We start from the raw sequence: 21,453 nt of genomic DNA, 5'->3' as shown, positions 1-21,453 counted from the left end.
GGAGCTGTAACCTGCTGCTCCTATCGTTGTCCTTTTCTGCTCTAATGCAGCAGAAGCGTGCTCAAGAAGAAGCCCAGGATAAAGAAGCAGGCGAAGATCACCAGGCCACAGACCAGCAGCAGCAGGAAAGGGATGTGTTGTTGTTGTTGTTGTTGTTCCTGTCCTGGCCCTCCCTCTGGCCTCAAGCGAGCTGAGGGTGGTGTGCCAGTGTAGGGGTAGAGAGGGGCATGGGGCTGAGCGGGAGTCACCTTCAGTGAGCTGTCGGCGACCGTTGGCGAAGCCGGCGATAGCTCCAGTGCAGAACCTGGCTGGAGGCCAGCGGAAGGCGTGGGCGGAGCGAAAGAAGAGAGGCGGCGCCCACCTTCACCGCCGGGCAGCGACGGAAGGGACTGGCCATCGGTTTCCGGCAGCAAAGGGGTGGTTGCGAAGGGGCGGGCGATCACGCCCTCTTCCACTGCCGGCGCGGCCACTGCGACCGAGGCAGGGACGGCGGTTTCCAGAGCCTCCTCCAATGCTTTCAGCTCCATATAGAGAGCTTCGGGTCTATTGATATGCTGGGGGTGGTCGCGCATGACCGCACGTGCGATGAGATCGCATAGCTCTGGGGGGATAGTGCGCAGGAAGCGCAGGCGGCCATCGGGCGGTGGCTCGACGCTTGTTGCGCCGGCGGGGCGTCCTGCCAGCAACTGGTAGAGCAAGAGGCCGGCAGCGCGGGTATCATCGTCGAGGCGGCCCTCGCTGGCCTGGCCCCAGGGCAATTCCTGGTCGGAGAGCACGATGCCGGCGGCGCCGACCACGCTCCAGGCGTTGAAATAGGCGAGATCGCTGGGGAGAGCGAAATTATTGACACGCAGAAAGCCCTGCCGATCGCGCAAGATCGCGGAGGGGGTGAGATCGCCGTGGCAGACGCGGCGTGTACCGCTGGTAGCATAGACCAGGGCCTGGCAGAGCTGACAGCCAAGCTCGATCACCTCAAGAGGGGAGAGCTGGCGTTGCAGGAGGGCGGCGAAATCCTCGCCCTCGACGTACTCCTGGACCACATAGACCTGATCGCCCTCGCCAACAATGTCGTAGAGGCCCACAATATGCGGGTGGGAAAACTGAGCTGTCATGCGCAGGGCGGTGCGGTAGACAGACACCTGCGACGGGGGCACCGCCTTGACAGCGACAGGGCGCTGCAGGACCTGGTCCAGGCCCTGATAGACGGTGCAAAAAGGTCCCTGCTTAATCAAGCGTCGCAGCAGGTAACGCCTGCAAATGACCCGGCCTGTTTCCACAATCGATGCCTCTTTATCAATCAAAGCGATTACAGATCCTGGAGAGCCAGCGTCACCGCTCCGACAAGGCTCGCCTGGGGGCCTAGCTTGCCCTGAACGATGCGCAGATGCTGGCTGGCTGCGGGCAGACAGAGAGCGCGCAGGCGCTCGCGCAGGGGGGCGATCAGAGGTTCCCCCACGAGCGCGACCGACCCGCCTAAGATGATCATACCGGGATTGACAAGATGAACGATATTGGCCAGAGCGAAGGCCAGGTAGGTCAGCACCTCATCGATCAGGCTGCGGGCCACCTCATCGCCCTCTATGGCCAGCTGAAAGATCTGTCCTACGGTGATACGCTCGGCCCGCCCGTCGGTCAGGCGGTGGAGGGCCGCCAACGTCGAAGGGTGCTCGACGGCACGACCGATCATGGCGCGCACGATGGCCTGAGCGGAGGCGATGGCTTCAAGATGGCCGTAGCCGCCACACGAGCATTTCGGCCCATTCTGCATCACTAGCAGATGGCCGATCTCGCCCGCTGTCGAGGTCACGCCGTGGTAGATCCGGCCATTGACGATCAGGCCGCCGCCGATTCCGCGCCCCAGTCCCACGTAGAGGGCCACTCGCTCCCCGACGCCAGCCCCGTAGAGCACCTCAGCCAGAGCGGCAGCATTGGCATTATTGTCGATGATGCAAGGAACGTTCAGGCGCTCGGCCAGGTAGTCCTGTAGCGGAAAGTTATCCCAGCCACGCGCATGGTAGAGCGTCCGCACGATCCCCTGTGAGGCATCGACTGGCCCGCCAACGGCGACGCCCACGCGCAACACGCGCCCATCGCGCAGGCGTTCGGGGTCCAACACCTCCCCAAGCATGGCCTCCAGGAGCTGGAGCAGCGTGGTCGTATCGGGAATATACTCCAGAGGGCGGCGCAGCTGATAGAGAATGTTGCCGTCCAGATCGGCCAGGGCCACCGATTGCCGCGTGCCACTGCCGCTGATCTCGATCCCTACGACATAGCCCTGGGTGGCCAACAGCTTACCGGTCGACCGTGGGGCCTGGCTGCTGCGTTCTGTAGACACGCTTCTGTCTCCTCTTGCGGGCTTGCCTGGTGCTGCCGATGTGGGCAGAGCATAACACAAAACAGAACAGCGCAGAGCAAGGCAGAGAGGATCAATCTATGCTTCATTCGGCTCTCGCCTTGCCTGGACTGGACTGGACTGGACTGGACTGGACTGGGTAGCTCGCCCCTACGTTCGCTGTCCTGCTTCCGTTGCTTGCCTACTCACGCCCTGGCGCTGCCTCGCCCTGCCCGCCAGTGGGGTGGGCCATTCCAGGAATTCTGTGAGTTCTGATTACTCCCTTGTTACAGGCAGTGCTCTCTAGATGAACGAGACAGCGGCTTCAGTATATCATAAGAAATGTCTCGCGCAAAGTACGTTAGGATGGCTGTCTCACCTCTGCTGGCCAGCACTTCTCGGCTCTCTCTGGCTCTTGCTTGCTCTGACCGCCGGCTGACTGGCTGATCTCTGGCTTGCATCAGGAGAGAGCTGACCGCTACAATTGGTGCAGAATCTGGATGCAGATCGACTGCCAGCCCTAAAGCTGGCGGGCGATGCCTGCCTCACCATTTCGGCAATCTGCGAGGGAGGACGATGGTCTCATCTTCGCTGGCTGAACCGCGTACCTTTGTTGGACGGGGCCTCAGCCCTATGAAGCGGGCTGTCACAATCGTGGCTTTGCTGGCGATTACACTGGCGGTGCTGCTGATTGCTTTGCATGAGGGCCTGTCGGCGGTCGGTAGTACTATTGCGGCTTTGCTCTTTATTGCTGGCTTCATCTATTATCTCTGGATTATTGCCCCACAGCCCTTTACAATTACTGTGAGCACCGAGGAGATTGTGAAGCGCGGCCAGCGCAGCGAGACGGTAGCCCTGCGCTGGGAGGAGCTGGCGCGCGTCAAGGAGGAGTTCTTCCCGAATGGGACGCGCATTAGCCTGGCGCTCTATCGCCGTCCGAGCGCTGAAGGCCAGGGTCAGGGAGAGAATGCCCGCCAGCCAATCCGCGTCTGGGTAGTCTATCGCGACGATGTCGATGATCTGGATGGGCTGACGGCCCTCGTGCAGCAGCTGAAGCCCGCTGACTGCCGCTGGGAGCGCGCGACGGTCCATGAGTGATGCCTGACTATCACAGGCATCACTCATGACTCTGGCGGCTGCTCCCCGCGCTGGGTAGGTTAGGGGCCGCTGCTCTCGCTCAGCTCGCTCTGTCGCTGTGCCGCTCGAGCGCGTCGTTCGGTAGTGGCGTCTTTTTATAGGCTGGTCACCTTAAAGCTGGTGATGATGAGCTGAAAGCCGAAGCAGGAGAGACCCACCTGGGTGGTTGTGAGATAGCGATTATCTGTGACTGCCAGTTCCTGGCCGCCGTCGATCAGGAGCTTCAGGCTGTTGGCTTTGACTTCGACACGGTAGAGGTGGCTGTGATTCCCAGGGTTGAACGGGACTGTTGCCAGGATTTGACCGTTGGTGCTGAAGGAGGAGCGGCTGTTAGCGGCGATGAGTGCCTGGTAGGGGGTGTTGTTGAACTCTCTATAGGTGATACCCGCGATATAGCCGCGCCAGGGGTTCTGTGTGGGGTCGCCGCGCACGGTAATACCAAAGCCATCGTTGTAGGCGTCATTCAAGGAGATGATTTGAATGGCGACTTCTACTGCGTAGTTGGTGATGCCGTCGAGCGAGCAGGGCGCCCCAATCGTCGGCTGCAGGGAATCATCGTCATTTGTCCCATCGTTCAGTAACTGACCGTTGAGAACTTTCCAGTCGGAAGAGCCGGACCAGCCCTTCCAACCGTGAGCCGCATCGGCCTGGCAGAGCATGGTCCCAGGCGCTGGCTGTGTGGTTGACGAGGCGGTCGACCCCTGACCCTGGCTGCCCTGGGTGGTTCCAGCCTGTACATTGGAAGATGTGGATGTATTCGGTTGAGTACCGCCGCCCACCTTGATGAAATTGAAGATCAGCGAAATCGCTAACAGTAGACTCAGCAGTACAATGAGACCGATAGAGAGGCCGCATGATGGGCGCTGGCGCGCTGGCGCTGGCGATGCTGCAGCAGATGGCGGAGGAAGGGTCGAGGATGGCGTATGCTGGTCTCCGCGCGGGACGACAGGCGTAGTAGGGGCCATCGCTCCTTGCCAGCCCATAGCAGGCGGTGGTGGTGGTATGGCCGTCTGCTCCCTTTCGCTCTGGGCAGAGAGTGGGGTGGGGGTCTGATTGCTCTGGATGACTGTCGACATGTCACTGGGAACGAGCTGGTCTAGTTGGTCGACGATCCGCTGGTTGTAAAGGGGGCAGTTAGGATTGATGCAGACTCCACTGCTGTGGAGGCGATGACCACATTGGCCACAGAACAGAGGCAAATCAGGGCTGCTCTGTCTCATGAAGAACCCTCCGGTATGGTCGATATAGGATAGAGTCAGATAGATGGGTAGATGTATCTACTCTTTCAACGATATATGCCCTTGTGATCCTTCCTCCTGTTCTTCTCATCTCCCCTATTCTAGCACTGATGATGTCCCTCTGCGACCTCTGGTGATCTGACTCAGGCAGGCGGCCAGGTAGTATAATAAAAGCACAAGCCGCTCTCCTCGCGGCCCTGCAGCAGGACATAAAGGCGGTCTTCTGTATGGATGCACGTATCTCTCAGCATCACCTGACAGTTCGTGAGCAGCTCGTCCTCAGTTTCCTCTGGCTCGGACTGAACATCCAATCAGCCGCACTCTTGCCGATTGTGATCCCGACGCAGATTCTCTTGTTTGTGGCTCCGGGCCAGGTTGGCAACGCCGAGCAGGCGACCTTTCTGGGTTGGTTATCAGCGATGGGCGCTTTTTTTTCGCTCGTGGTGCCTCCCATCGTCGGCCTGCTTTCTGATCACACCAGTGGCCCCTTTGGACGACGACGACCCTATATTGTGGTCGGTGGGGGGCTGACGCTGGTGAGTGCCCTCCTATTGGCGGGCGCTGTGAACGCTGCCCTGTTGGTGGTTGGATTGGCACTCTTCCAGTTCGCCAGCAACGTTGTCTGGGCGGCCTATCAGGGCTTGCTGCCCGACCTGGTGCCGGAGGACCAGCGCGGCGAGGCTTCCGGCTACATGGGCTTGATGACTATCCTGGGCAACGTCGGCAGCCTGGGCCTGGCCGCCTGGCTACTCGGAGAGGTGAGCCTGGGATCGCTTGGCGCTTCTCTGATTATGAGAGGAGCGCTGATTTACTATGTGGCCACTGATCTGGTTATGCTGCTCGGTATTGTAGTGACAGCCTTTGGCGTGCACGAGCTGCCCTATCATCCGGCGGCCCAGGCCGAAAGCCGGCTCCGCTCCTGGGAGGGGCTGCGTCGCTGGCTGAGCAGCAACTGGCTTGCACCCTGGCGCAGCTCCAATTTTACAATTGTCTTCTTGACGCGCTTCTGCGTCATGATGGGGCTGTACTTGTTCATGACGTTCATCGAGTACTACTTTGCGAATGTGGTGCGTGTCTCCAATTTTGTGCAGCAGACAGCCGCCGTGGCCACGCTGGCGCTGGTGGGGGCCTTGCTGAGTACTCTGGGCCTGGGAATGCTCTCAGACCGCTTCCACCGGGCGCCGCTCGTCTGCCTGGCTACGCTGGTCATGGGGCTGCCAGCTCTGGCTTTTGTGGTGGCTCCGGCTGCACTGCCACTCTGGCCGTTGGGCCTGCTCTTCGGCCTCGGTTACGGGGCCTATACCAGCGTTGACTGGGCCCTGGCGATTGATGCGCTGCCTTCGCTGGAGGTGGCCGCCAAGGATCTGGGCCTGTGGGGCGCCTCGTCGAACCTGCCTTTGACGCTTGCTCCCTTGATTGGTAGCCTGGTCATCAGTATGGCTGCTAGTCATGATCAGACGGCCCTGGGCTATCGCCTGGTCTTCGCCCTGGCTGCTTTCTTCCTGCTGCTCGGGGCCGTTCTGGTGCTACGGGTGCGCGAGCAGCGCCAGCAGCCTGCCCTGGTGGAGCCGCCGACAAGCGAAGCTGAGGAGCAAGCAGCTGATGGAGGGGGAAGGCTACAAAGGATGTCAATGCCCGCTCCTGCCGCTGCTCGCACCCCTTCGGGGGCCCATTCGGGAGGAGGGAGCCAGGAGAGACAAGGGCGACGGGGTCGTGTCAATCCTCTCTGGTTGCTGGCGCGTGAGACGCATGCTGGCGAGGCGCGGGGGATCATGCGCTTCTGGACCTTCTGGGAGAAGTTGACGCTTGCTCTGCTTGGGATTGAGCCGGTGCCTGCTGCCCCCTATGGCCTCTTTCAGGCTCGCCTCACGCGCTATCGTGGCCGGTCTCCGTTGGTTCTGCCCGATGGAACGCGCATCGATCGTGGTGATCGGCTGGTGGAGCTGCACTTTGCCAATCGGCGCCTGCGCGATGCCGCCCTGCAGAGTTCTCCCTGGGAGCTGCTGCGTCTGATGCGGGCCGATCTGCGCGCCCTGGCGGCCTGGCTGCAGACGCCGGCCTGCGTAGAGGTGCGCGCTGTCTATGGGGTGACGCTCTTAGGCCAGGCGGCGCCTCGCCTGGGCTTTAGCCTGCGAGAGAGACCGCGTAACCTGTGGGGCCGGGCCGATCGCATTTTTATGACTGGCCTGCTGCTCCTCTATCATCCGCAGGGGCGGGCTCGTCTCGCGCGCGGCACCACCTATGGTCGCTATCCCAAGGAGGTTTGGATGTCGCGTGTCGAGCTGCTGCGCCGCTACGGTGGTCCTGATGGCGCGGCGGCGATCGTGCAAGGCCCACGCGCGCCGACGAATTGATCCCTGTGCTCCTCCTGGCCAGGCTTCCCTGGCTTTCGGTTGACACAACCATAAGGCGGCGCCTACAATCACAAATAAAGCTACCGGCGTGAGCACTCGCCTGCCAGGCAGGCGCTCCGATGAGCCACTGGCACTGGCAGCCGGTGGTTGCTTTCTTGCGGAGATTGAGCGTTTCGGTGTCTGTTTGTCCCTCTAGTCGAGGCTCCAGTCGTGAGGCAGAGGAGCCGAGGAGGCAGCGAGGAAGGGTCATGGCGGCCAGGGGCGGGGACGAGCTGCTGGCAATCTGCCCGGCTGGAGAGAGCAGCGAGTGAAGGTGACTCTCTTGAGTGACGATAAGAAGAACCGGGCAACGGCTGGTGAGCGCCCCAAGCATCCCGCCGAGCTGGCGCCAGGGGCCGAAGAGGTCGTTCGTGGCGTCTGGAAGATCACGCTGCCCATTCCTTTTCCCCTGCGCACGGTCAATGTCTATGCCCTGGTAGGCTCTGATGGCTGGGCTTTGGTGGATGCGGCGATGGGCACACCCGAGGCCCGGGCCGTCCTGACTGATGGGCTGGAGCAGGCCGGCTTGCAGCTGCGGGATCTGCGAGCCTTGGTGCTCTCACATCATCACCCCGACCACATTGGCCTGTCGGCAGAATTGCAGGAGCAGAGCGGCGCCGCGGTCTATATGCACCCCATCGATGCCGCCATTATGCAGGCGATGTGGCGCGATGGCCGCGGCGACCGGAGCAGCCAGCAGCGCTCGTTCGCTCAGGCGAATCAGTTTTTCAGGCCGCATGGAATGCCGCCGTTGGAGCCGACGGTCAGTTCGCAGCTGCCGCCAGAGGTGGTGAACTTTGTCATTCGCGTCCCCCCTGCCGAGGCCATTACCCACGTCGAAGATGGCGCCGAAATTATCCTGGTTGGGGAGCGCTACCGCGTCATCTGGACGCCCGGTCATTCAGACGGCCATATTGTGCTCTTCCGCGAGCGCGATGGCCTCTTGCTGGCCGCCGACCATGTGCTGCCGCGCATCACCCCAAATATCGGCCTCTATTCGGAGTACAATCGGGCTAATCCGTTGGGGGACTACATTCAGTCGCTGGAAAAAGTACGCCATCTCCCGGCGAGCCTGGTACTTCCGGGTCATGGCGAGCCGTTCCGCCATCTGGCGCGTCGCGTGCGCGAGCTGATCAGGCATCATGCTCAGCGCGAGCTGGAGATTTTGTCTCTGCTCGGTCGGCGCCCCCAGCATGCGTATCAGCTCGCCGAGCAGGTTTTTGGCTCCCGCTTGAAGAGCGATGAGGCGCGTCGTATGGCAGTGGCTGAGATCCTCTCTCATTTGGAGCACCTGCGTCTGGGCGGCTACGTCAGGCAAGAGCGTACAGATGATGGCCTGATTCTCTACGCCGCCGTCTAGGAATTTTGGTTATGGCAGAGCTGTCAGCCCGCCTGGGAAGCCAATTTTTTACTTGTTCGCTCGCTATGAACTGGCTTCCCAGGCGGATTCCGCCTCAGAATCTAGCTCTGAAGCTTGACGAGCCGCTTGTATTTCGGAAAAGTGCGTGCTATATTCTATTTGGCAGTGAGGTTGTCATGCCGCTTGACTGGCCCGGCGTCTTCGAGGTCGCGGTCGTGAGCGGCCTTGCATCGACAGTTGTGTTGTAAGGAGGTCTCCATGGCAACAGCGAAGAAGAAGGAAGTTGCGACGATTGGCCGTCAGGAGTTGGCCAAGCGCATCGCTCAGAAGGCCGATATCTCTCAGAAGCAGGCGGGTATCATTCTGGAAACGACGCTGGACGTGATTCGCGATGCCCTCAAGTCCGGCGATGAGGTCCGCCTGGTTGGCTTCGGCTCCTTTAAGGTACGCAAGAGCGCGCCGCGCAAGGGCGTCAACCCGCGCGATGGCAAGACCATTCAGGTGCCCGCAAAGAACCGCGTGCGCTTCTCCGCCGGCAAGGAACTGAACGAAGCTGTACAGAGCAAGAAATAGCTGTAGTCGCTCGTAGTGCGTCTCTCTCCTCACTGCCACTGGGTCCCCTAGCCCCTGGCACGCCCTCGCTGGAGCAGGGAGAGGGGTGAGCGAGAACGTCTGTCGCCCTGATCGACCTTGCTCCTCCTCGTGCAGGCCACGGGGCTGCTGTTTACTCGTTTGACCGCTTAAGCCCTCGCCCACTATCCGCTGTCCCTTCCCTTCTTGCCTCTTTGCATGGCCCAGCCGCAGCCCCGGCTCACTTCCTGTCTTGTTTGCCTGACAAACAAACAAGCTAGCAGACAAGTAGTGTTTAAGCGTTCCCGCCCCTGTTGCGCAGGGCTGGCCAGAGGTTAGAGGCCAGACAGACGACGGTGGCCAGTCCCGTTGGGCCGGACAGGCCAAAGAGCAGGCTCAGAAGCAGAGAGCTGCCGGACCAGAGGCTGCCGAGCGGCGCGGCCAGGAGCAGGGGAAAGACACGCAGAACGGTGGCCAGGTTACCGAGCCAGAGGGTGGCCGCCACAAGTTGGGGCGTGGCGATCCTACTGCCGGAGAAGCCGGGGATCATCCGCGGGGCGATTCCGCAGATGAGCAGGGTGATGAAGCCCATTGCCAGGCCGTGGCGTGCTCCGTCGAGGCTGAAGGGAAGGGGACTGCCCCAGAGCAGGATGAGGCCCGCGCTGATCAGTAGGAAGGCCGAGAAGAAGGCCCATAGATAGGCGCTGGCGATCAGGGCGACGAAGGGGCCGTAAGCCTGGTGTTGCCGGGCTGTGTGGCGGCGATAGGAGCGGGCCAGGGCTTCCGGCGCCGGGGAGAGAGCTGCTACATGAGCCGGCAGCCGTCCGCGCCGGCGCATCATGCTGATGAAGATCGCGACAAAGCTGGCTATGACGCCTCCCATGAGCAGCAAACCTGGTCCTTCGAGGATGCGAAGTGGCCAGGCGACGAAAGCTGAGGCCGTGGCGGCTCCCTCGCCAAGGCTCAGACCCAGGCAGAGGAGGAGCAGGCCAAGCTCGTAGCCGCCGGCCAATGGCCAGAGAACTGCCCGCGGGAAGGCTTCTAATCCAGCATACATGGGCAGCGATTGGGCGGAGACCGCCAGGGCGAAGGGGATGAGGAAGCCGAAGAGGCCAAGGCTGATGGTGAGGTCGTCGCCAGGTTGGGGGACAAGACCACCCTGGCTGGCCGCCCAGACCATGTTGACCAGGTTCAGGATGGCTGCCGCCCCCAGGGCCAGTGCGGCCAGGCTAATGAAGGGGGCAATGCCTAAATAGGCTTTGCGCGTGCTCAAAGCGGGGCCACGGAGCAGGAGCAGGAGATATTCTGCTGCGGCCAGCACGAGCGCCAGCCCCTCGCTGCCGCCGCTCACGACGAGCGCTAGCCTCCCGAGGAGGAAACTCGTGCCGGTCAGAGCGAGCAGCGGCTGGGCGCAGGCGCGCAGGAGCAGGCCGCCAGCCTGGAGGCCAAGAATCCAGGGCACCAGCCGCGGGAGTGGGAGGGCCGTGCCACGCAGGCGTGGCAGAAAGTGGAAGGAGACGCCAATGACGAAGAGGGCCGCCCAACCATAGAGCTGGAGATGGCCGTGGGCCTGGACCAGGGCACTCCACCAGCTTCCTACTGGGAGACGCAGGGCCTGGGTCACGGTGAGTACGGCAGCCAGGAGGAACCCGCCGCCGCTCCCTATGAGAAGAGCGGCACGCAACAGAGGAGAGACAAGCTTGAACGGCTCTTGCGGTCGCTCGCGCTCGCTGCCAGCGCTGGCCGCACTCCTCAAGGAGGTGGTGTCTGCCGCTGACATCAGTCCTCACCTCCTTTGGGTGCTCGCTGTGGCTCGCTGGCAGGCTCTGCTGCCTCGCTTGCTGCTGCTGTAGAAAGCCCTGCTCCTATCAGGGTGATCAGAAAGACGCTATCCTGCAGCGCTTCAACGCTATGGGCCACGCGCGGCTCTAAATGCAGCAGTGTTCCTGCGCGCATGCTGATACGCTCGTGCTCCAGCGTGAAGATGAGGTGTCCACTGATGACCTGGATAAAAGCCTGAGAGCTTGTGCGATGCTCGTCTAGCTGCTGCCCTTCTTGCAAGGCGAGCAGCAGCAGGCGCCCTGTGGCGCTTTCCCAGAGCACGCGCACCGTCGGCCCCTCACTGCGAAAGGTCGCTGAGGCTGCCAGATCAAAGACCCTGAAACGGCTCACAGTCTCTGGTTTCTCTGCGGCGTGGCTTTCCTGGCTGCTGTTGGCCTGCTCCTGCTGCTCCATCTTGTCTGGATGCCTCCTTTATTTGCTTAGGCTATCCTCCCGGGGATCATCCTTGCCTGTCAATCGGTAATCGGAGGGAGGTCAGCCAGCGCGCCTGACAATACGAATGATCCACTCCTCCGGCCCCTGTTGCTCCGGTATCCAGTCGAAAGTCTCTGGATATTCGGCCAGCAATTGATAGCGCAACGGGGCGGGATCATGGTCGTTGATGAGGCGCAGCGCACTGCCCGGCTGCAGCGCCTCCAGGCGACTGAAGATGAGCGGATGGCGCTCACGGGGCACGATCGTGCGTACATCGAGTGTTTCGGCAACCTGGTCGCTCATATTGTAAGCTCTTCCTCCTGGTTTATCTGGGACAAGGTAGTAGTCATCTCTAGCGCGAGCCAGGTAGCTGCCCTGCCGGGGGCATCCGGGGGGCATACTCCCCAGCCGGGCAGGCTACCCTCTCTGCTCCCAAGTATGGTCGTCTGACGGCGAAAATACCGTGACTTTTGTCGCAGCTTCACTGCCCTTCTGCCCCCTATACTTGCCTGTGAGGTGACGGTGAGCTGTTGCTGCTCCGCTCTCTGCTCCTGGGCTGGCCTCGTCCCGCGAGGGAGATGCGGGGCAGCGCCCTCTGTAGACGCTTGCTCTGCTGGAAGAGTGGAGAAAGAAAGGGATTGACGGCTACAATGCTTGATGAGGAGACCATCGAACGGGTCAAGCGCGAGATTTATGAAGCGCTGCGCGGTGTGGATGATCCCGAGCTCGGGGTCAATCTGGTTGATCTCGGCCTGATCTATGGTATCCAGTTGACGCCCGAGGGCTTTGTGACGATTCGTATGACTCTCACCACGCCCGGCTGTCCCATGCATGAGTCTCTTGCGGACGGCGTTGGGGCGGCGCTGGCCCATATTCCCGAGCTGACGGGGGGCGAGATCGAACTGGTCTGGGAACCGCGTTGGACACCTGAGCGCCTGACCCCCGAAGGAAGGCGCCTGCTGGGACTGGCCTGAGCGTTGAGGCTGCAGGCCGGTCCCAACAGGTGGGTCTGTCGAAGGCTAGCCTAGCTGCGCAAGGTGCTTAGCTTCCACTCCAGGTGGCGCACCACACCCAGTACGTTGATGGCCACCCCCACCAGGCTGATCCCAACCAGGACCGTCCCCAGGCCCATCAATCCCTCCCAGCCGAGGAGCACGGAGGGCAGTAGCAGTACCAACCCGCCGTTGAGCAGCCAGAAACAGACCCAGGCCAGGCGCTCGTGAACCAACTCGCGCATCAGCGGCACCTTCTGATGGCCGACCAGTGGTCCGTAGCGGCTGTGCCAGACGAGGAATGGCACGATCTTGTAGAGGTAGCCAACGATGCTCTGCCCGGTCCAGCCAATGAGCAGACAGAGCAGAAGAGCAACCGGCCAGGTGGTCAAGGCGGAGCCAACGGTGATCAAGATGGGCAGGGCTGTGGCCCCACTGATAAAGCAGAGCAAAGCCGCAAGGCCATGATACTGGGTTACGTCCAGTGGTCGCCTGCGCCGATGGCGCAGCATGCGCCAGTAGTCCCAGCCAAAGAGCCAGACGCTGAGAGTGAGCACGATCGCTCCAGCTAACATCAGCCAGGTCGTACCCCTCAGCAGGCCAAGAGCCAGGCCGACGATCCCCGCATTCAACAGACCCAGCACCGCCCAACCCTGACGATCGTCGTGATCGTGCACCAAAGCAAAGAGACGCACCAACGTATAGGAGACCCCGATCAGCGTATTCGTCAACCAGCCAGCTATGCCTAGGGTCACGTGAAGCGGCAGGATCAGCAGCACCCCCAGACCCAAAAAGCCGTACATGAAGTTGAGAGCTGCCGTCAGGCCGAGAGCAACGACCAGACACAGGTAGAGCAAGGCGACAAAGAGGTAAAAGACTGTCAGAGGGCGCTTGCTGGCCTGCAACAAGGTAGTAGTCAGAATGGTCACGTAGCCGAGCACAGCCGCGATGACCAGTGAGCCGCCGAGTGCGAGCAGCTCCGGCAGAAAGAACCAGAAGCCACTCAGCAGTACCAGCACCCCAGCGAGATAGAGCGGGTAAACTACTGGGGCCAGCGCTTTGCAGCGCAAGGGGGTAACCGCGATCACCGGGGTAAGCTGCTGCGAGGCTCCCAGAATGGTCATCGTCAGCCAGCCGAGCGTCACCGTGTGGACGAGGGCCAGGACGTGGGGCTGACCGGGGTTGGTGAGGGCCTCGGGCAGCACGAACGGCAACAGGAGGCCGGCCAGGGCCGCCAAGCAGATGCCCGTGACCAGGAAAGGCAGGGGCACCCCGAGCGGCACGCCGCGCCGTCCCATCATCCCGGGCAATCCCCCAGCCTGCTGATCCGTCACCCGGAAAGCTCCGGGGCGAGCACGAGCACCTGCCCCAGAGGGTCCGCTGGCCATTGGCATCATCATTATGCACCTGCCTTGCTGCGTGCTTATGGTCTTGCTGGGATCTGCTGGCGCGTAAAGCGGACCACCCATTCATCGGGAGCCAGACAGAGCGTCTCGTGGCTGAAGCCACGCCCGCCAAGCACTTCGTAGAGGGGGACCGGCTCAAAGGGGGCCACAATCACCAGGGTTTCACCTATCTTCAGCGGCGTAGCGGCCTCCATGATGCGTACAAAAGGTTCATCGCCGCGCTCCAGATCAGGGCGCACGTCCAGCAGAGCTGTCGCCTGCTTGCGCCAGGTCTGGGCCGCTTCTTGGGCAGCGTCCATAAGCCTCCTTTCCGGCTCGGCAAGAGTACCGAGCAGCTCACATTTACTTGTCTCGTCAATCGGCGTTACAATTCTGAGTGTACAGCTCGGGATAAGCTGGCACCGTGACTTTTGTCGCATCTGGTAGACACAGCGCTGAGTTTGACTGCTTCGTAGAAGCGGGCAGTATAGACGAGAAGACGATGGCGATCGACATTGAGGCGGTACGCCGCATACCGATGTTTGCCGCATTAGGGACCGAGGAGCTGGCACGCGTGGCCGCGGTCACCAGAGAGCGGCGCTACGAGCGTGGTGAGTTGATTATCATGGAAGGAGATCGTGGAGGGGCACTGTATTATGTGCAGAGCGGGCTGGTCAAGGTCTTCAAGCTCTCACCCGAGGGCAAGGAGCAGGTCTTGCGTCTGATCAGCGCTGGCTATACCTTCAACGACGTGCCAGCGCTGGACGGTGGCCCCAATCCCGCGAGCGTAGCTGCGCTGGAACCAAGCACGGTCTACAGCATTGGCCGTCAGGAGCTGCGTCGACTGATCAGAGAGCGGCCTGCGGTGGCGGAAGGAGTGATCGCCGCCCTGGCGCTAGCTCTGCGTCACCTGGTGGGCCTGGTCGAGGACCTCTCGTTCCGCCACGTGACCGCGCGGGTGGCGCGCATCCTCTTGGAGCAAGAGCAGGCCCTAGCTGAGGGCCGTCAGGCACGCCGCCTGACCCAGCAGGAGATGGCTGCCATTGCGGGCACCGCGCGCGAGGTCGTAGGGCGCGCCCTCAAAGAGCTGGAGGCCGCTGGCACGATCTCCGTGCGGCAAGGGAGAGTTCACATCCTTAACCAGGAGCGCCTGCGCTTCCTGGCCGGCAGCGGCCCGAGGCTGCTGCCTGACTTCGATGCTCCTTGATTCTCTGGAGAAGGGCGAACCGCCGGACGGCGACCCTGCCAGGACGGCTCATCTCATCGATCCGCTGGGCCAGTGCTTGCCGGGACCGAGCGGCATCAGCCACGATGGATAAGGGAGGCCCCTCTCCTGACAAGGCCGGCCTGTTACAAGACATGAGCGGAGCGGGCAATCTTGCCTGCTGGCACGACGAGAGAAGGGGTGATCACATGCTAGAGCAACGTGAAACGCGGATCATCAACGGTGTGACCCTCGCCCTGATGCAGGGCAACATCGTCGAAGTAGAAGCGGATGCCATTGTGAACGCGGCCAACTCGGCCCTGGCCGGAGGCGGCGGAGTCGACGGAGCCATTCATCGCGCTGGTGGTCCACAGATCATGGAAGAGTGCCGCAAGATTGGCGGCTGCCCCACCGGGAGCGCCGTGGTGACCACGGCAGGGCGACTGCGGGCGAAATACGTCTTTCACGCCGTTGGCCCTATCTATGGGGTCGAGCGTGAGGCCCCTCGCCTGCTAGCCGGCGCTTATCAGCGCTGCCTCGACCTGGCCGAACAGTATGGCCTGCAGAGTATCGCCTTTCCCTCGCTCAGCACTGGCGCCTACGGCTATCCGCTAGACGAGGCCGCCCCCATTGCCCTGCGCACCATCATTACTCATCTGCAGAAGCCGACCTCGCTCAAGCGGGTCATGCTGGTGCTCTACGGCGAAGAGACTTATCGAGTCTATGCCCGGACGCTCGCCTCGCTCCTGCCAGCTCAGCAGTGAAGCGGCGTCAGAGACCTGGGGCCCGCCGGCGAGTTTAAACGCCTGGGCAAGAAGAGAGTCTCACCCTCGGCACGGCAGCCGGCAACGCGATAGCGATCGCTCCATCGTCACGATGCGACAGCTCTAGCTGGCTGCCGGACGCGGTGCCGAGGGCACGATCAAAAGGGCCGTGGCGTCGCTGAGAATGATCTCCCCATCTTTTCCTACTCGCTCTTGGGTCGAGAAGAGCGCGATCCCTGCTCTCGAAGGGACGTGGGAGCCGCTCGAAAGTTCCCGGCAGCGTTCCAGCCTCAGCTCCACTCTTGTTTTTCGCAGGCCAGGCGCGCTATAGTTAGGGCAAGTCGAGTCTCCCCGTCCACTTTGCACCATCACAACAAGAAGCTTATGAAAGGACGCAACCGCCGATGGCCTCACCGGGCTGATCCGATCCCCAGGTCCAACCACCGGTCTGCTCTGGTGATCCAACGGTTGCGCTAGGCATACAATGGCACAGGTTTTCATCACACTCCACTATTGGAATCAGTTTCTGGTCGTGGCGACAGGCGCGATCACAACCATCTGGGGCTTTGTCCTCTTCTTCACCAAGCGGACCGAGACCCTCAATCCGGCCTGGCGCATTGCCCTGATTGTCACAGGCTGCGTCGGGGCTCTGCAGGGCCTGCTCGGAATCATCATGGTCATCATGGGGCTGCGTCCTGGAACCGGCACGGGCCTCTACTGGCTCCATTATGTCTATGGAGCCATTGTTGTCTTCATCCTGCCCGTCGCCCTCACCTACAGCTCCAGCGGGAAAAATGTCCGGCGCGATGTGCTCATCTTCAGCATTGCGACCCTGATTCTCGTCGCGGCGGCCATTCGAGCTATGATGACCGGGCCCGCCTGATCTGCGTCTGCTGGCCTAAGCCTGAACTTCTTCAAACATAACCAGCTCAAGGGGCGGCTGCCCAGAAAGCAAGCAGCCTAGGGAGGACTCATCAGCGTGCGAGCATCCTTCATTCACGTCGCCGATATTCACCTGGGGTATGAGCAATACGGCGTCAGCGAGCGCTTCAACGACTTTGCCCGCGCCTTCTGGGAGATCATGGACGAGGCGGTGCGGCGTCAGGTTGACTTTGTCGTCATTGCGGGCGATCTCTTCAATAAACGCTCCATCGATGCCCGCACCCTGCTCCAGGCCATCGAGGGACTGCGGCGTTTGCGAGAGCACAACATCCCAGTGATTGCCGTCGAAGGCAACCACGACCGCAGCTATTACCGCGATGGCGTCTCCTGGCTGCAATTTCTCTGCCATCAGGGCTATTTGACTCTGCTGGCTCCGCAGATGAGAGGAGGCGCGCCGGTCATCGCTCCCTGGAGCAGGCAGACCATGCTTGGCTCGCATGTCGACCTGCTAGAAGGGCGACTGCGCGTCTATGGCCTGCCCTGGCAAGGATCAGCGACCCTGCGCTGCCTGGAAGGGCTGGCCGAAGCCCTGGCTGACGAGCATAGCCGCGCAGAGGCTGCCGGCCTCGAATATCGCTTGCTTGTCATGCACACTGGCATCGAAGGGGTAGTGCCACGATTGCAGGGGCTACCCTCGCTGAGCCACTTTCAGCGTCTGCGTCCCTATATCGATTACGTGGCCCTGGGACACATCCACAAGCCCTACGAATTTGAGGATTGGATCTACAACCCAGGCTCGCCCGAGACCTGGAGCGCCGAAGAGGCTCAGTGGCAGGAACGAGGCTACTACTTTGTGGAAATCGACACTGGCGACGCCCAGCCTGCGGGGAGGCCAGAGCGCCCTTGCTATCATCGGGCCACTCACCTGGTCAACAGCCGCCGCCCCTTCGTCCGCCATGATCTGCGCGTCGATGGCCTGACAACCCCTGAAGCCATCTATGCCCGGCTCAGCGAGTTTTGCCAGCGCGAAGGACCTCGCTATACGGGAGCCGAAGAACGGCGGCGCCCCGTCGTGCAGGTCCAGCTGCTAGGAACGCTCGCCTTTGACACCGACGCCCTTGACCTGCAGCGCATGGAGGAACTGCTGCGCTCCTCTTTTCAGCCGCTGCACGCCCGCGTCGAAAACAATACCAGCGACCGTGATTATCTGCTGGACGGCGAAGGTTTGGACGGGCGCGATCGCTCCACCTGGCACGAACTGGAGCGACGCATCTTTGCCGAGCTACTTGGGCAGGACAGCCGCTATCTGCCAGCGAAAGAAGCCTGGGGGCAGGTCCTGGCCGAGCTGAAGGAGCGTGCTCTGCAGAAAGAGGACCCCGCTCTCCTGGCGCACTATTTACGCGAGAAGCGTGCAGAGCTGCTGAGCGGAGGCGAGCCAGCTCACTAGGCCGCTCAGCCGACGCCCAGCCGCCTGCACGCTGGCCATTGCCGGGTGGGTGCGACTCACCGCAACGCGAGGCGTCAGGGATGGAGATAATCAAGCGCCGTGCGCGTCAGCACCTCCACGGCCACTGGCAGGGCCTCCTCATCGATGTTGAAGTGTGGGTGATGGTGAGGGTAGACGGCGCCCTTGGCCTCATTGCGGGCCCCGACGATAAAGTAGCAGCCAGGCACCGCATGCAGAAAATAGGCCATATCATCGCTGCCGGTCGTCATCACACGCTCGTCGCTGTCGACCCGCTCGGAACCGACCGCGGCCTCCGCTGCCCGGTGCACCACCTCGGTCATTGCCGGATCATTGATGCAGGCCAGACAGCCGTCGGCCACCTCGACCTCGCAGCTTCCCCGATGGGCGGCGGCAATGCCCTGCGCCATCTCACGCAAGCGCTCGAGCAGCCGCTGACGATATCCCTCATCAAAGGTACGTAGCGTTCCCTGTAGGACCGCCTCCTCGGGAATAATATTGAAAGCCGAGCCGGCGTGAACGCTGGCGATGGTCAACACGGCCCGCTCGAAAGGCGAGGTCTCGCGACTGATCAGGGTCTGGAGAGCGAGAATAATCTGCGAAGCGATCACTACCGGATCGATTGTTCCCTCGGGCATCGCGGCATGGCCGCCCTTGCCCTTGACGCGCAGCTCCAGGCGATCAGCGGCGGCAAAGATTGGGCCGCTGCGCACTCCCACGCGCCCGACCGGGTGGCCGCTGAAGAGGTGCAAACCAATCACCCCATCCACGCCCTCCATCACTCCAGCCTGCACCATCGGCGCGGCCCCCCCGATCACCTCCTCGGCTGGCTGAAAGACAAACTTAACCGTGCCTTTCAAGCGATCGCGGTGACGACTCAAGAGGGCTGCCACCGCCAGAGCAATCGAGACATGCCCGTCGTGGCCGCAAGCGTGCATCTTACCCTCGACCGTTGAGCGATAGTCGACCTCATTCAATTCATGGATGGGCAGCGCATCCATATCGGCGCGGATCGCCAGCGTGCGCCCGCCCTCACCGGCGGTCCCGCGCAGCAGACCGACCACGCCGGTCTGAGCGATGCCGGTCTGCACCTCCAACCCGAGTGCACGCAGACGGCCTGCCACGATCCCGGAGGTGCGAACCTCCTCAAAGGCTAGTTCGGGATGCTGGTGCAGATCGCGTCGCAGGGCCACCATATCCGGTACCAACTCATCGATTTCCAACTTCAAAACATCTTGCTCAGTAGAAGTCATACCCTTCCTCCTGGCAGAAGAACTGATTGAGCCGGCGAGCGGTGGGCGGAGCCAGAGCCAGGCCAGCTCTCACCTCAGCGCCCCACATTGAAGCGGAAGTGAGCGATATCGCCGTCCTGGATCACATAATCCTTCCCTTCAAGCCGCTGCAAGCCCTTGCGAGCCGCTGCAGCGAAAGAGCCACCGCAGGCCATAAAATCGTCGAAATGGGTAATCTCGGCGCGAATAAAACCGCGCTCGATATCCGAATGGATCTTGCCGGCGGCCTCGGGGGCCTTCGCCCCTTTCGTCACCGTCCAGGCGCGCACCTCATCCTCGCCGACCGTCAGGAACGTAATCAAATTCAGCAAGCGATAGCCGACCTGAATCACGCGCTCCGCTCCCAGCCTTGGCAGGCCAAGCGAGGCCAGGTACTCGGCGGCCTCCTCGGGCGCCAGCTCGCTCAGCTCCGCCTCCAGGCGGGCGGAGACCGCTACCGTCTCGGCCTCCTCAGAGCGTGCCCGCAGCGCCACCGCCGCCACGCCGTGCAGCTCGCCGGTCAGGCTCGCCAGAGCTGGCTCCCCCCCCTGGTGGATCTCCGCCAGCAAGGTCGCGGCCTCAGCAAGCAGATCCTCGCTCACGTTCAGCACATACATACGTGGCTTCATCGTCAACAGGAACAGCTCCTTGACAAGAGCCTGCTCCTGGGCATTCAGCTCCAGACGGCGCACCGGTATGCCATTGCTGAGCGCCTCCTGCAAGCGCGTCAGTAGCGCCAGCTCTTGCTGATATTTCTTCTCGCCCGACTTGGCTGCCTTGGCAGTGCGCTCGCTACGACGCTCGACAGTGGCCAGGTCGGTTAGCGCCAGCTCGCTATCGAGCTGCTCCAGATCGCGCAATGGATCGATGCCGCCGAGCGGGTGAGGCACATTTTCGTTCGCAAAGGTGCGCAGCACAATAGCCAGTGCGTCGGCATTGCGGATATGTCCCAGAAACTCGGCGCTCAGGCCCCCTTTACGGGCCTCTTCGTCCTGTTGACCCATGCCGGCCACATCGACGAATTCCACCGTCGCATAGGTCACCTTCTTGGGCTTAAAAATCTCCGCCAGCGGCTTCAAACGCGGATCGGGCACCTGAACCACAGCCGTATTGGCCTGCACCGTCCTGGTCGCATAGCCGCTAATAGGCGCCTGAGCGCCCGTCAGGGCGTTAAAAAGCGACGTCTTGCCGCTCTGCGGCAGACCGACGATGCCTATTCTCAGAGCCATAACAAACAAACCCCTCCTGACCAGCTATTCTTGACGCTTATTCAAGCCTCTCTTACAATTAGGAGTGGCATTATTGATTGCTCCTCTCTTTGTGGAACAACGCGGAGGTCGCTTCTCATGCCATTGTACGAATATCGCTGTGGTGATTGCAAATCCCACTTCGAACTCCTGGTCAGCCACCAGCAGGCTGACGACGTGGCCTGTGCCCAGTGCGGGAGCGAGAACGTCAGGCGCCTGCTCTCGGTCTTCGCAACGCAGCGCGTTGGAACGGCAACAGCCGTAGGTTCGGGAGAGTTCTCCGCCAGCGCCGGCGGGAGCTGCAGCTGTGGTGGTGGGAGCTGTGGCTGCCACTGAAACCTCTGCTCCAACTCAAAAGAGGCCGCAGAAGAAGGAGCCACGCCTCTTCTTCAAGACCAGCTATCGGCGCGGTGTAATCGAGGCGCTCGTGATCTACACGCTTGGGCGCCTGGGGGCCTTGATCAGTCCACAGGTCTTCCCCGACTGGCTGTTTGTGCTGCTGCCTCTTCTCTTCCTCTTCTTGCAGTACCTGGGTGGTCCTATCTGGGCAACCTATCGTATCCAGTCGACCAGGCGTGAACGCATGAGCCGGCGCTTCTGGCTGCTCGGTCCGCTCCTGGCTGGCCTCTGTTTCCTGATCGACCTGGTGGTCTCGCTCACGCTTGGACTGGCCGTCAACGCTCTTGGAGGAGTGCAGCAAGGTCCAGCCCTCTGGCGCTTCTTTGCCAGCGGAGAGGCGCATCTCAGCCTGAGCCAGTTCGCCCTCGATGAGCTACGCACCGCCGTCGTTCTGCTGGCGCTCTACACCGTAGCCGTCGTCTGCACGCGCCTGGCTCAAGGCGGCTTTCTGCGCTTCACCATGCCGGCGGGTGGTCGACGGGTGACCCTCTAGCTCTAGTGGCCTCTCTGTCGCCCGCCTCCAGGTCTCAAATCAAAGAAGAGGATTGCAAGCGAAGC

General features: G+C 61.9%; 21 protein-coding genes. 11 read left to right on the top strand and 10 right to left on the bottom strand.

All coding sequences use genetic code 11. From position 1 onward, the window contains the following. Positions 1-41: 41 nt before the first annotated feature. Together N688_RS20575 and N688_RS20570 are read right to left on the bottom strand one after the other, a co-directional pair. Positions 42-1,301, bottom strand: a complete 1,260-nt coding sequence (locus N688_RS20575; RefSeq protein ID WP_052891033.1) for a protein kinase domain-containing protein — start codon at positions 1,299-1,301, stop codon at positions 42-44. Between the two features lie 5 nt (positions 1,302-1,306). Continuing rightward, entirely contained in the window at positions 1,307-2,335 is a 1,029-nt protein-coding gene (locus N688_RS20570) for an ROK family protein (RefSeq protein ID WP_052891032.1), read from the bottom strand. Positions 2,336-2,908: 573 nt separating this feature from the next. Between N688_RS20570 and N688_RS20565 the strand changes: the two genes are divergently transcribed. Beyond that, complete coding sequence (locus N688_RS20565) at positions 2,909-3,430, top strand: hypothetical protein (RefSeq protein ID WP_052891031.1); 522 nt, start codon at positions 2,909-2,911, stop codon at positions 3,428-3,430. 134 nt (positions 3,431-3,564) lie between these two features. Here the strand turns inward: N688_RS20565 and N688_RS20560 are convergent, their stop codons facing one another. Further along, positions 3,565-4,689, bottom strand: coding sequence for a hypothetical protein (locus N688_RS20560; RefSeq protein WP_156025568.1), 1,125 nt, complete (start codon positions 4,687-4,689; stop codon positions 3,565-3,567). A 245-nt stretch (positions 4,690-4,934) separates the two neighbouring features. On the opposite strand from N688_RS20560, the gene N688_RS20555 reads away from it, so the two are divergent. The 3 genes from N688_RS20555 to N688_RS20540 all read left to right on the top strand — a co-directional run bounded on the left by N688_RS20555 (position 4,935) and on the right by N688_RS20540 (position 9,033). Continuing rightward, positions 4,935-7,061, top strand: coding sequence for an MFS transporter (locus N688_RS20555; protein WP_052891029.1), 2,127 nt, complete (start codon positions 4,935-4,937; stop codon positions 7,059-7,061). Between the two features lie 322 nt (positions 7,062-7,383). Next, positions 7,384-8,460, top strand: a complete 1,077-nt coding sequence (locus N688_RS20550) for an MBL fold metallo-hydrolase (RefSeq protein WP_162179600.1) — start codon at positions 7,384-7,386, stop codon at positions 8,458-8,460. Positions 8,461-8,718: 258 nt separating this feature from the next. Further along, the gene (locus N688_RS20540; RefSeq protein ID WP_112430834.1) at positions 8,719-9,033 is read left to right on the top strand and encodes an HU family DNA-binding protein; all 315 of its coding nucleotides are present in this window, start codon (positions 8,719-8,721) and stop codon (positions 9,031-9,033) included. Between the two features lie 292 nt (positions 9,034-9,325). On the opposite strand, the gene N688_RS20535 is transcribed toward N688_RS20540, so the two are convergent. From N688_RS20535 to N688_RS20525, 3 genes are all read right to left on the bottom strand, one after another. Continuing rightward, positions 9,326-10,810 carry a hypothetical protein gene (locus tag N688_RS20535; RefSeq protein WP_052891026.1) on the bottom strand — a complete coding sequence of 495 codons (1,485 nt, stop codon included), beginning with the start codon at positions 10,808-10,810 and terminating at the stop codon, positions 9,326-9,328. After that, positions 10,810-11,265 (bottom strand): cupin domain-containing protein, encoded by a 456-nt coding sequence (locus N688_RS20530; protein WP_052891025.1) that lies wholly within the window; start codon positions 11,263-11,265, stop codon positions 10,810-10,812. The genes N688_RS20535 and N688_RS20530 overlap by 1 nt, the downstream gene beginning before the upstream one ends. An 81-nt stretch (positions 11,266-11,346) precedes the next feature. After that, positions 11,347-11,589, bottom strand: a complete 243-nt coding sequence (locus N688_RS20525; RefSeq protein WP_052891024.1) for a DUF2249 domain-containing protein — start codon at positions 11,587-11,589, stop codon at positions 11,347-11,349. A 335-nt stretch (positions 11,590-11,924) separates the two neighbouring features. On the opposite strand from N688_RS20525, the gene N688_RS20520 reads away from it, so the two are divergent. Then, a complete protein-coding gene (locus N688_RS20520) occupies positions 11,925-12,260 on the top strand; it encodes a metal-sulfur cluster assembly factor (RefSeq protein ID WP_202901983.1) in 336 nt (111 codons plus the stop codon). A gap of 50 nt (positions 12,261-12,310) precedes the next feature. Here N688_RS20520 and N688_RS20515 read toward each other — a convergent pair whose 3' ends face one another. Together N688_RS20515 and N688_RS23295 are read right to left on the bottom strand one after the other, a co-directional pair. After that, entirely contained in the window at positions 12,311-13,678 is a 1,368-nt protein-coding gene (locus N688_RS20515) for a heme-copper oxidase family protein (RefSeq protein ID WP_052891022.1), read from the bottom strand. A gap of 23 nt (positions 13,679-13,701) precedes the next feature. Continuing rightward, positions 13,702-13,983 carry a DUF2249 domain-containing protein gene (locus N688_RS23295; protein WP_052891021.1) on the bottom strand — a complete coding sequence of 94 codons (282 nt, stop codon included), beginning with the start codon at positions 13,981-13,983 and terminating at the stop codon, positions 13,702-13,704. A 182-nt stretch (positions 13,984-14,165) separates the two neighbouring features. Here N688_RS23295 and N688_RS20505 point away from each other — a divergent pair, with 182 nt between their 5' ends. From N688_RS20505 to N688_RS20490, 4 genes are all read left to right on the top strand, one after another. Continuing rightward, positions 14,166-14,870 (top strand): Crp/Fnr family transcriptional regulator, encoded by a 705-nt coding sequence (locus N688_RS20505; protein ID WP_052891020.1) that lies wholly within the window; start codon positions 14,166-14,168, stop codon positions 14,868-14,870. A 206-nt stretch (positions 14,871-15,076) separates the two neighbouring features. Beyond that, the gene (locus tag N688_RS20500) at positions 15,077-15,631 is read left to right on the top strand and encodes an O-acetyl-ADP-ribose deacetylase (protein ID WP_052891019.1); all 555 of its coding nucleotides are present in this window, start codon (positions 15,077-15,079) and stop codon (positions 15,629-15,631) included. 484 nt (positions 15,632-16,115) lie between these two features. Next, positions 16,116-16,514 (top strand): hypothetical protein, encoded by a 399-nt coding sequence (locus N688_RS20495; RefSeq protein ID WP_052891018.1) that lies wholly within the window; start codon positions 16,116-16,118, stop codon positions 16,512-16,514. A gap of 96 nt (positions 16,515-16,610) precedes the next feature. Further along, a complete protein-coding gene (locus N688_RS20490) occupies positions 16,611-17,960 on the top strand; it encodes a metallophosphoesterase family protein (protein WP_052891017.1) in 1,350 nt (449 codons plus the stop codon). A gap of 74 nt (positions 17,961-18,034) precedes the next feature. Here N688_RS20490 and N688_RS20485 read toward each other — a convergent pair whose 3' ends face one another. Together N688_RS20485 and N688_RS20480 are read right to left on the bottom strand one after the other, a co-directional pair. After that, positions 18,035-19,231, bottom strand: coding sequence for a M20 metallopeptidase family protein (locus N688_RS20485; RefSeq protein WP_202901982.1), 1,197 nt, complete (start codon positions 19,229-19,231; stop codon positions 18,035-18,037). A gap of 74 nt (positions 19,232-19,305) precedes the next feature. Continuing rightward, entirely contained in the window at positions 19,306-20,478 is a 1,173-nt protein-coding gene (locus N688_RS20480; RefSeq protein ID WP_052891016.1) for a redox-regulated ATPase YchF, read from the bottom strand. 117 nt (positions 20,479-20,595) lie between these two features. Between N688_RS20480 and N688_RS22525 the strand changes: the two genes are divergently transcribed. Next, positions 20,596-20,832, top strand: a complete 237-nt coding sequence (locus tag N688_RS22525; RefSeq protein WP_081839076.1) for an FmdB family zinc ribbon protein — start codon at positions 20,596-20,598, stop codon at positions 20,830-20,832. Beyond that, complete coding sequence (locus N688_RS20475; protein WP_156025564.1) at positions 20,819-21,388, top strand: hypothetical protein; 570 nt, start codon at positions 20,819-20,821, stop codon at positions 21,386-21,388. Before N688_RS22525 ends, N688_RS20475 begins: the two co-directional genes overlap by 14 nt. Positions 21,389-21,453: the final 65 nt, after the last annotated feature.

Source organism: Thermogemmatispora carboxidivorans, assembly GCF_000702505.1.
Classification (GTDB): Bacteria; Chloroflexota; Ktedonobacteria; order Ktedonobacterales; family Ktedonobacteraceae; genus Thermogemmatispora; species Thermogemmatispora carboxidivorans.
The sequence above is the reverse complement of the archived record's forward strand: the minus strand, read 5'-3'. Positions and strand labels throughout refer to the sequence as shown.

What these genes read in the sequence shown, in the direction of transcription:
- N688_RS20505 (WP_052891020.1), top strand. Translation starts at nt 14,166, where the DNA reads ATGGCGATCGACATTGAGGCGGTACGCCGCATACCGATGTTTGCCGCA.
- N688_RS20485 (WP_202901982.1), bottom strand. Translation starts at nt 19,231, where the DNA reads ATGACTTCTACTGAGCAAGATGTTTTGAAGTTGGAAATCGATGAGTTG.
- N688_RS20530 (WP_052891025.1), bottom strand. Translation starts at nt 11,265, where the DNA reads ATGGAGCAGCAGGAGCAGGCCAACAGCAGCCAGGAAAGCCACGCCGCA.
- N688_RS23295 (WP_052891021.1), bottom strand. Translation starts at nt 13,983, where the DNA reads ATGGACGCTGCCCAAGAAGCGGCCCAGACCTGGCGCAAGCAGGCGACA.
- N688_RS20560 (WP_156025568.1), bottom strand. Translation starts at nt 4,689, where the DNA reads ATGAGACAGAGCAGCCCTGATTTGCCTCTGTTCTGTGGCCAATGTGGT.
- N688_RS20555 (WP_052891029.1), top strand. Translation starts at nt 4,935, where the DNA reads ATGGATGCACGTATCTCTCAGCATCACCTGACAGTTCGTGAGCAGCTC.
- N688_RS20500 (WP_052891019.1), top strand. Translation starts at nt 15,077, where the DNA reads ATGCTAGAGCAACGTGAAACGCGGATCATCAACGGTGTGACCCTCGCC.
- N688_RS20535 (WP_052891026.1), bottom strand. Translation starts at nt 10,810, where the DNA reads ATGTCAGCGGCAGACACCACCTCCTTGAGGAGTGCGGCCAGCGCTGGC.
- N688_RS20565 (WP_052891031.1), top strand. Translation starts at nt 2,909, where the DNA reads ATGGTCTCATCTTCGCTGGCTGAACCGCGTACCTTTGTTGGACGGGGC.
- N688_RS20495 (WP_052891018.1), top strand. Translation starts at nt 16,116, where the DNA reads ATGGCACAGGTTTTCATCACACTCCACTATTGGAATCAGTTTCTGGTC.
- N688_RS20515 (WP_052891022.1), bottom strand. Translation starts at nt 13,678, where the DNA reads ATGATGATGCCAATGGCCAGCGGACCCTCTGGGGCAGGTGCTCGTGCT.
- N688_RS20540 (WP_112430834.1), top strand. Translation starts at nt 8,719, where the DNA reads ATGGCAACAGCGAAGAAGAAGGAAGTTGCGACGATTGGCCGTCAGGAG.
- N688_RS20525 (WP_052891024.1), bottom strand. Translation starts at nt 11,589, where the DNA reads ATGAGCGACCAGGTTGCCGAAACACTCGATGTACGCACGATCGTGCCC.
- N688_RS20480 (WP_052891016.1), bottom strand. Translation starts at nt 20,478, where the DNA reads ATGGCTCTGAGAATAGGCATCGTCGGTCTGCCGCAGAGCGGCAAGACG.
- N688_RS22525 (WP_081839076.1), top strand. Translation starts at nt 20,596, where the DNA reads ATGCCATTGTACGAATATCGCTGTGGTGATTGCAAATCCCACTTCGAA.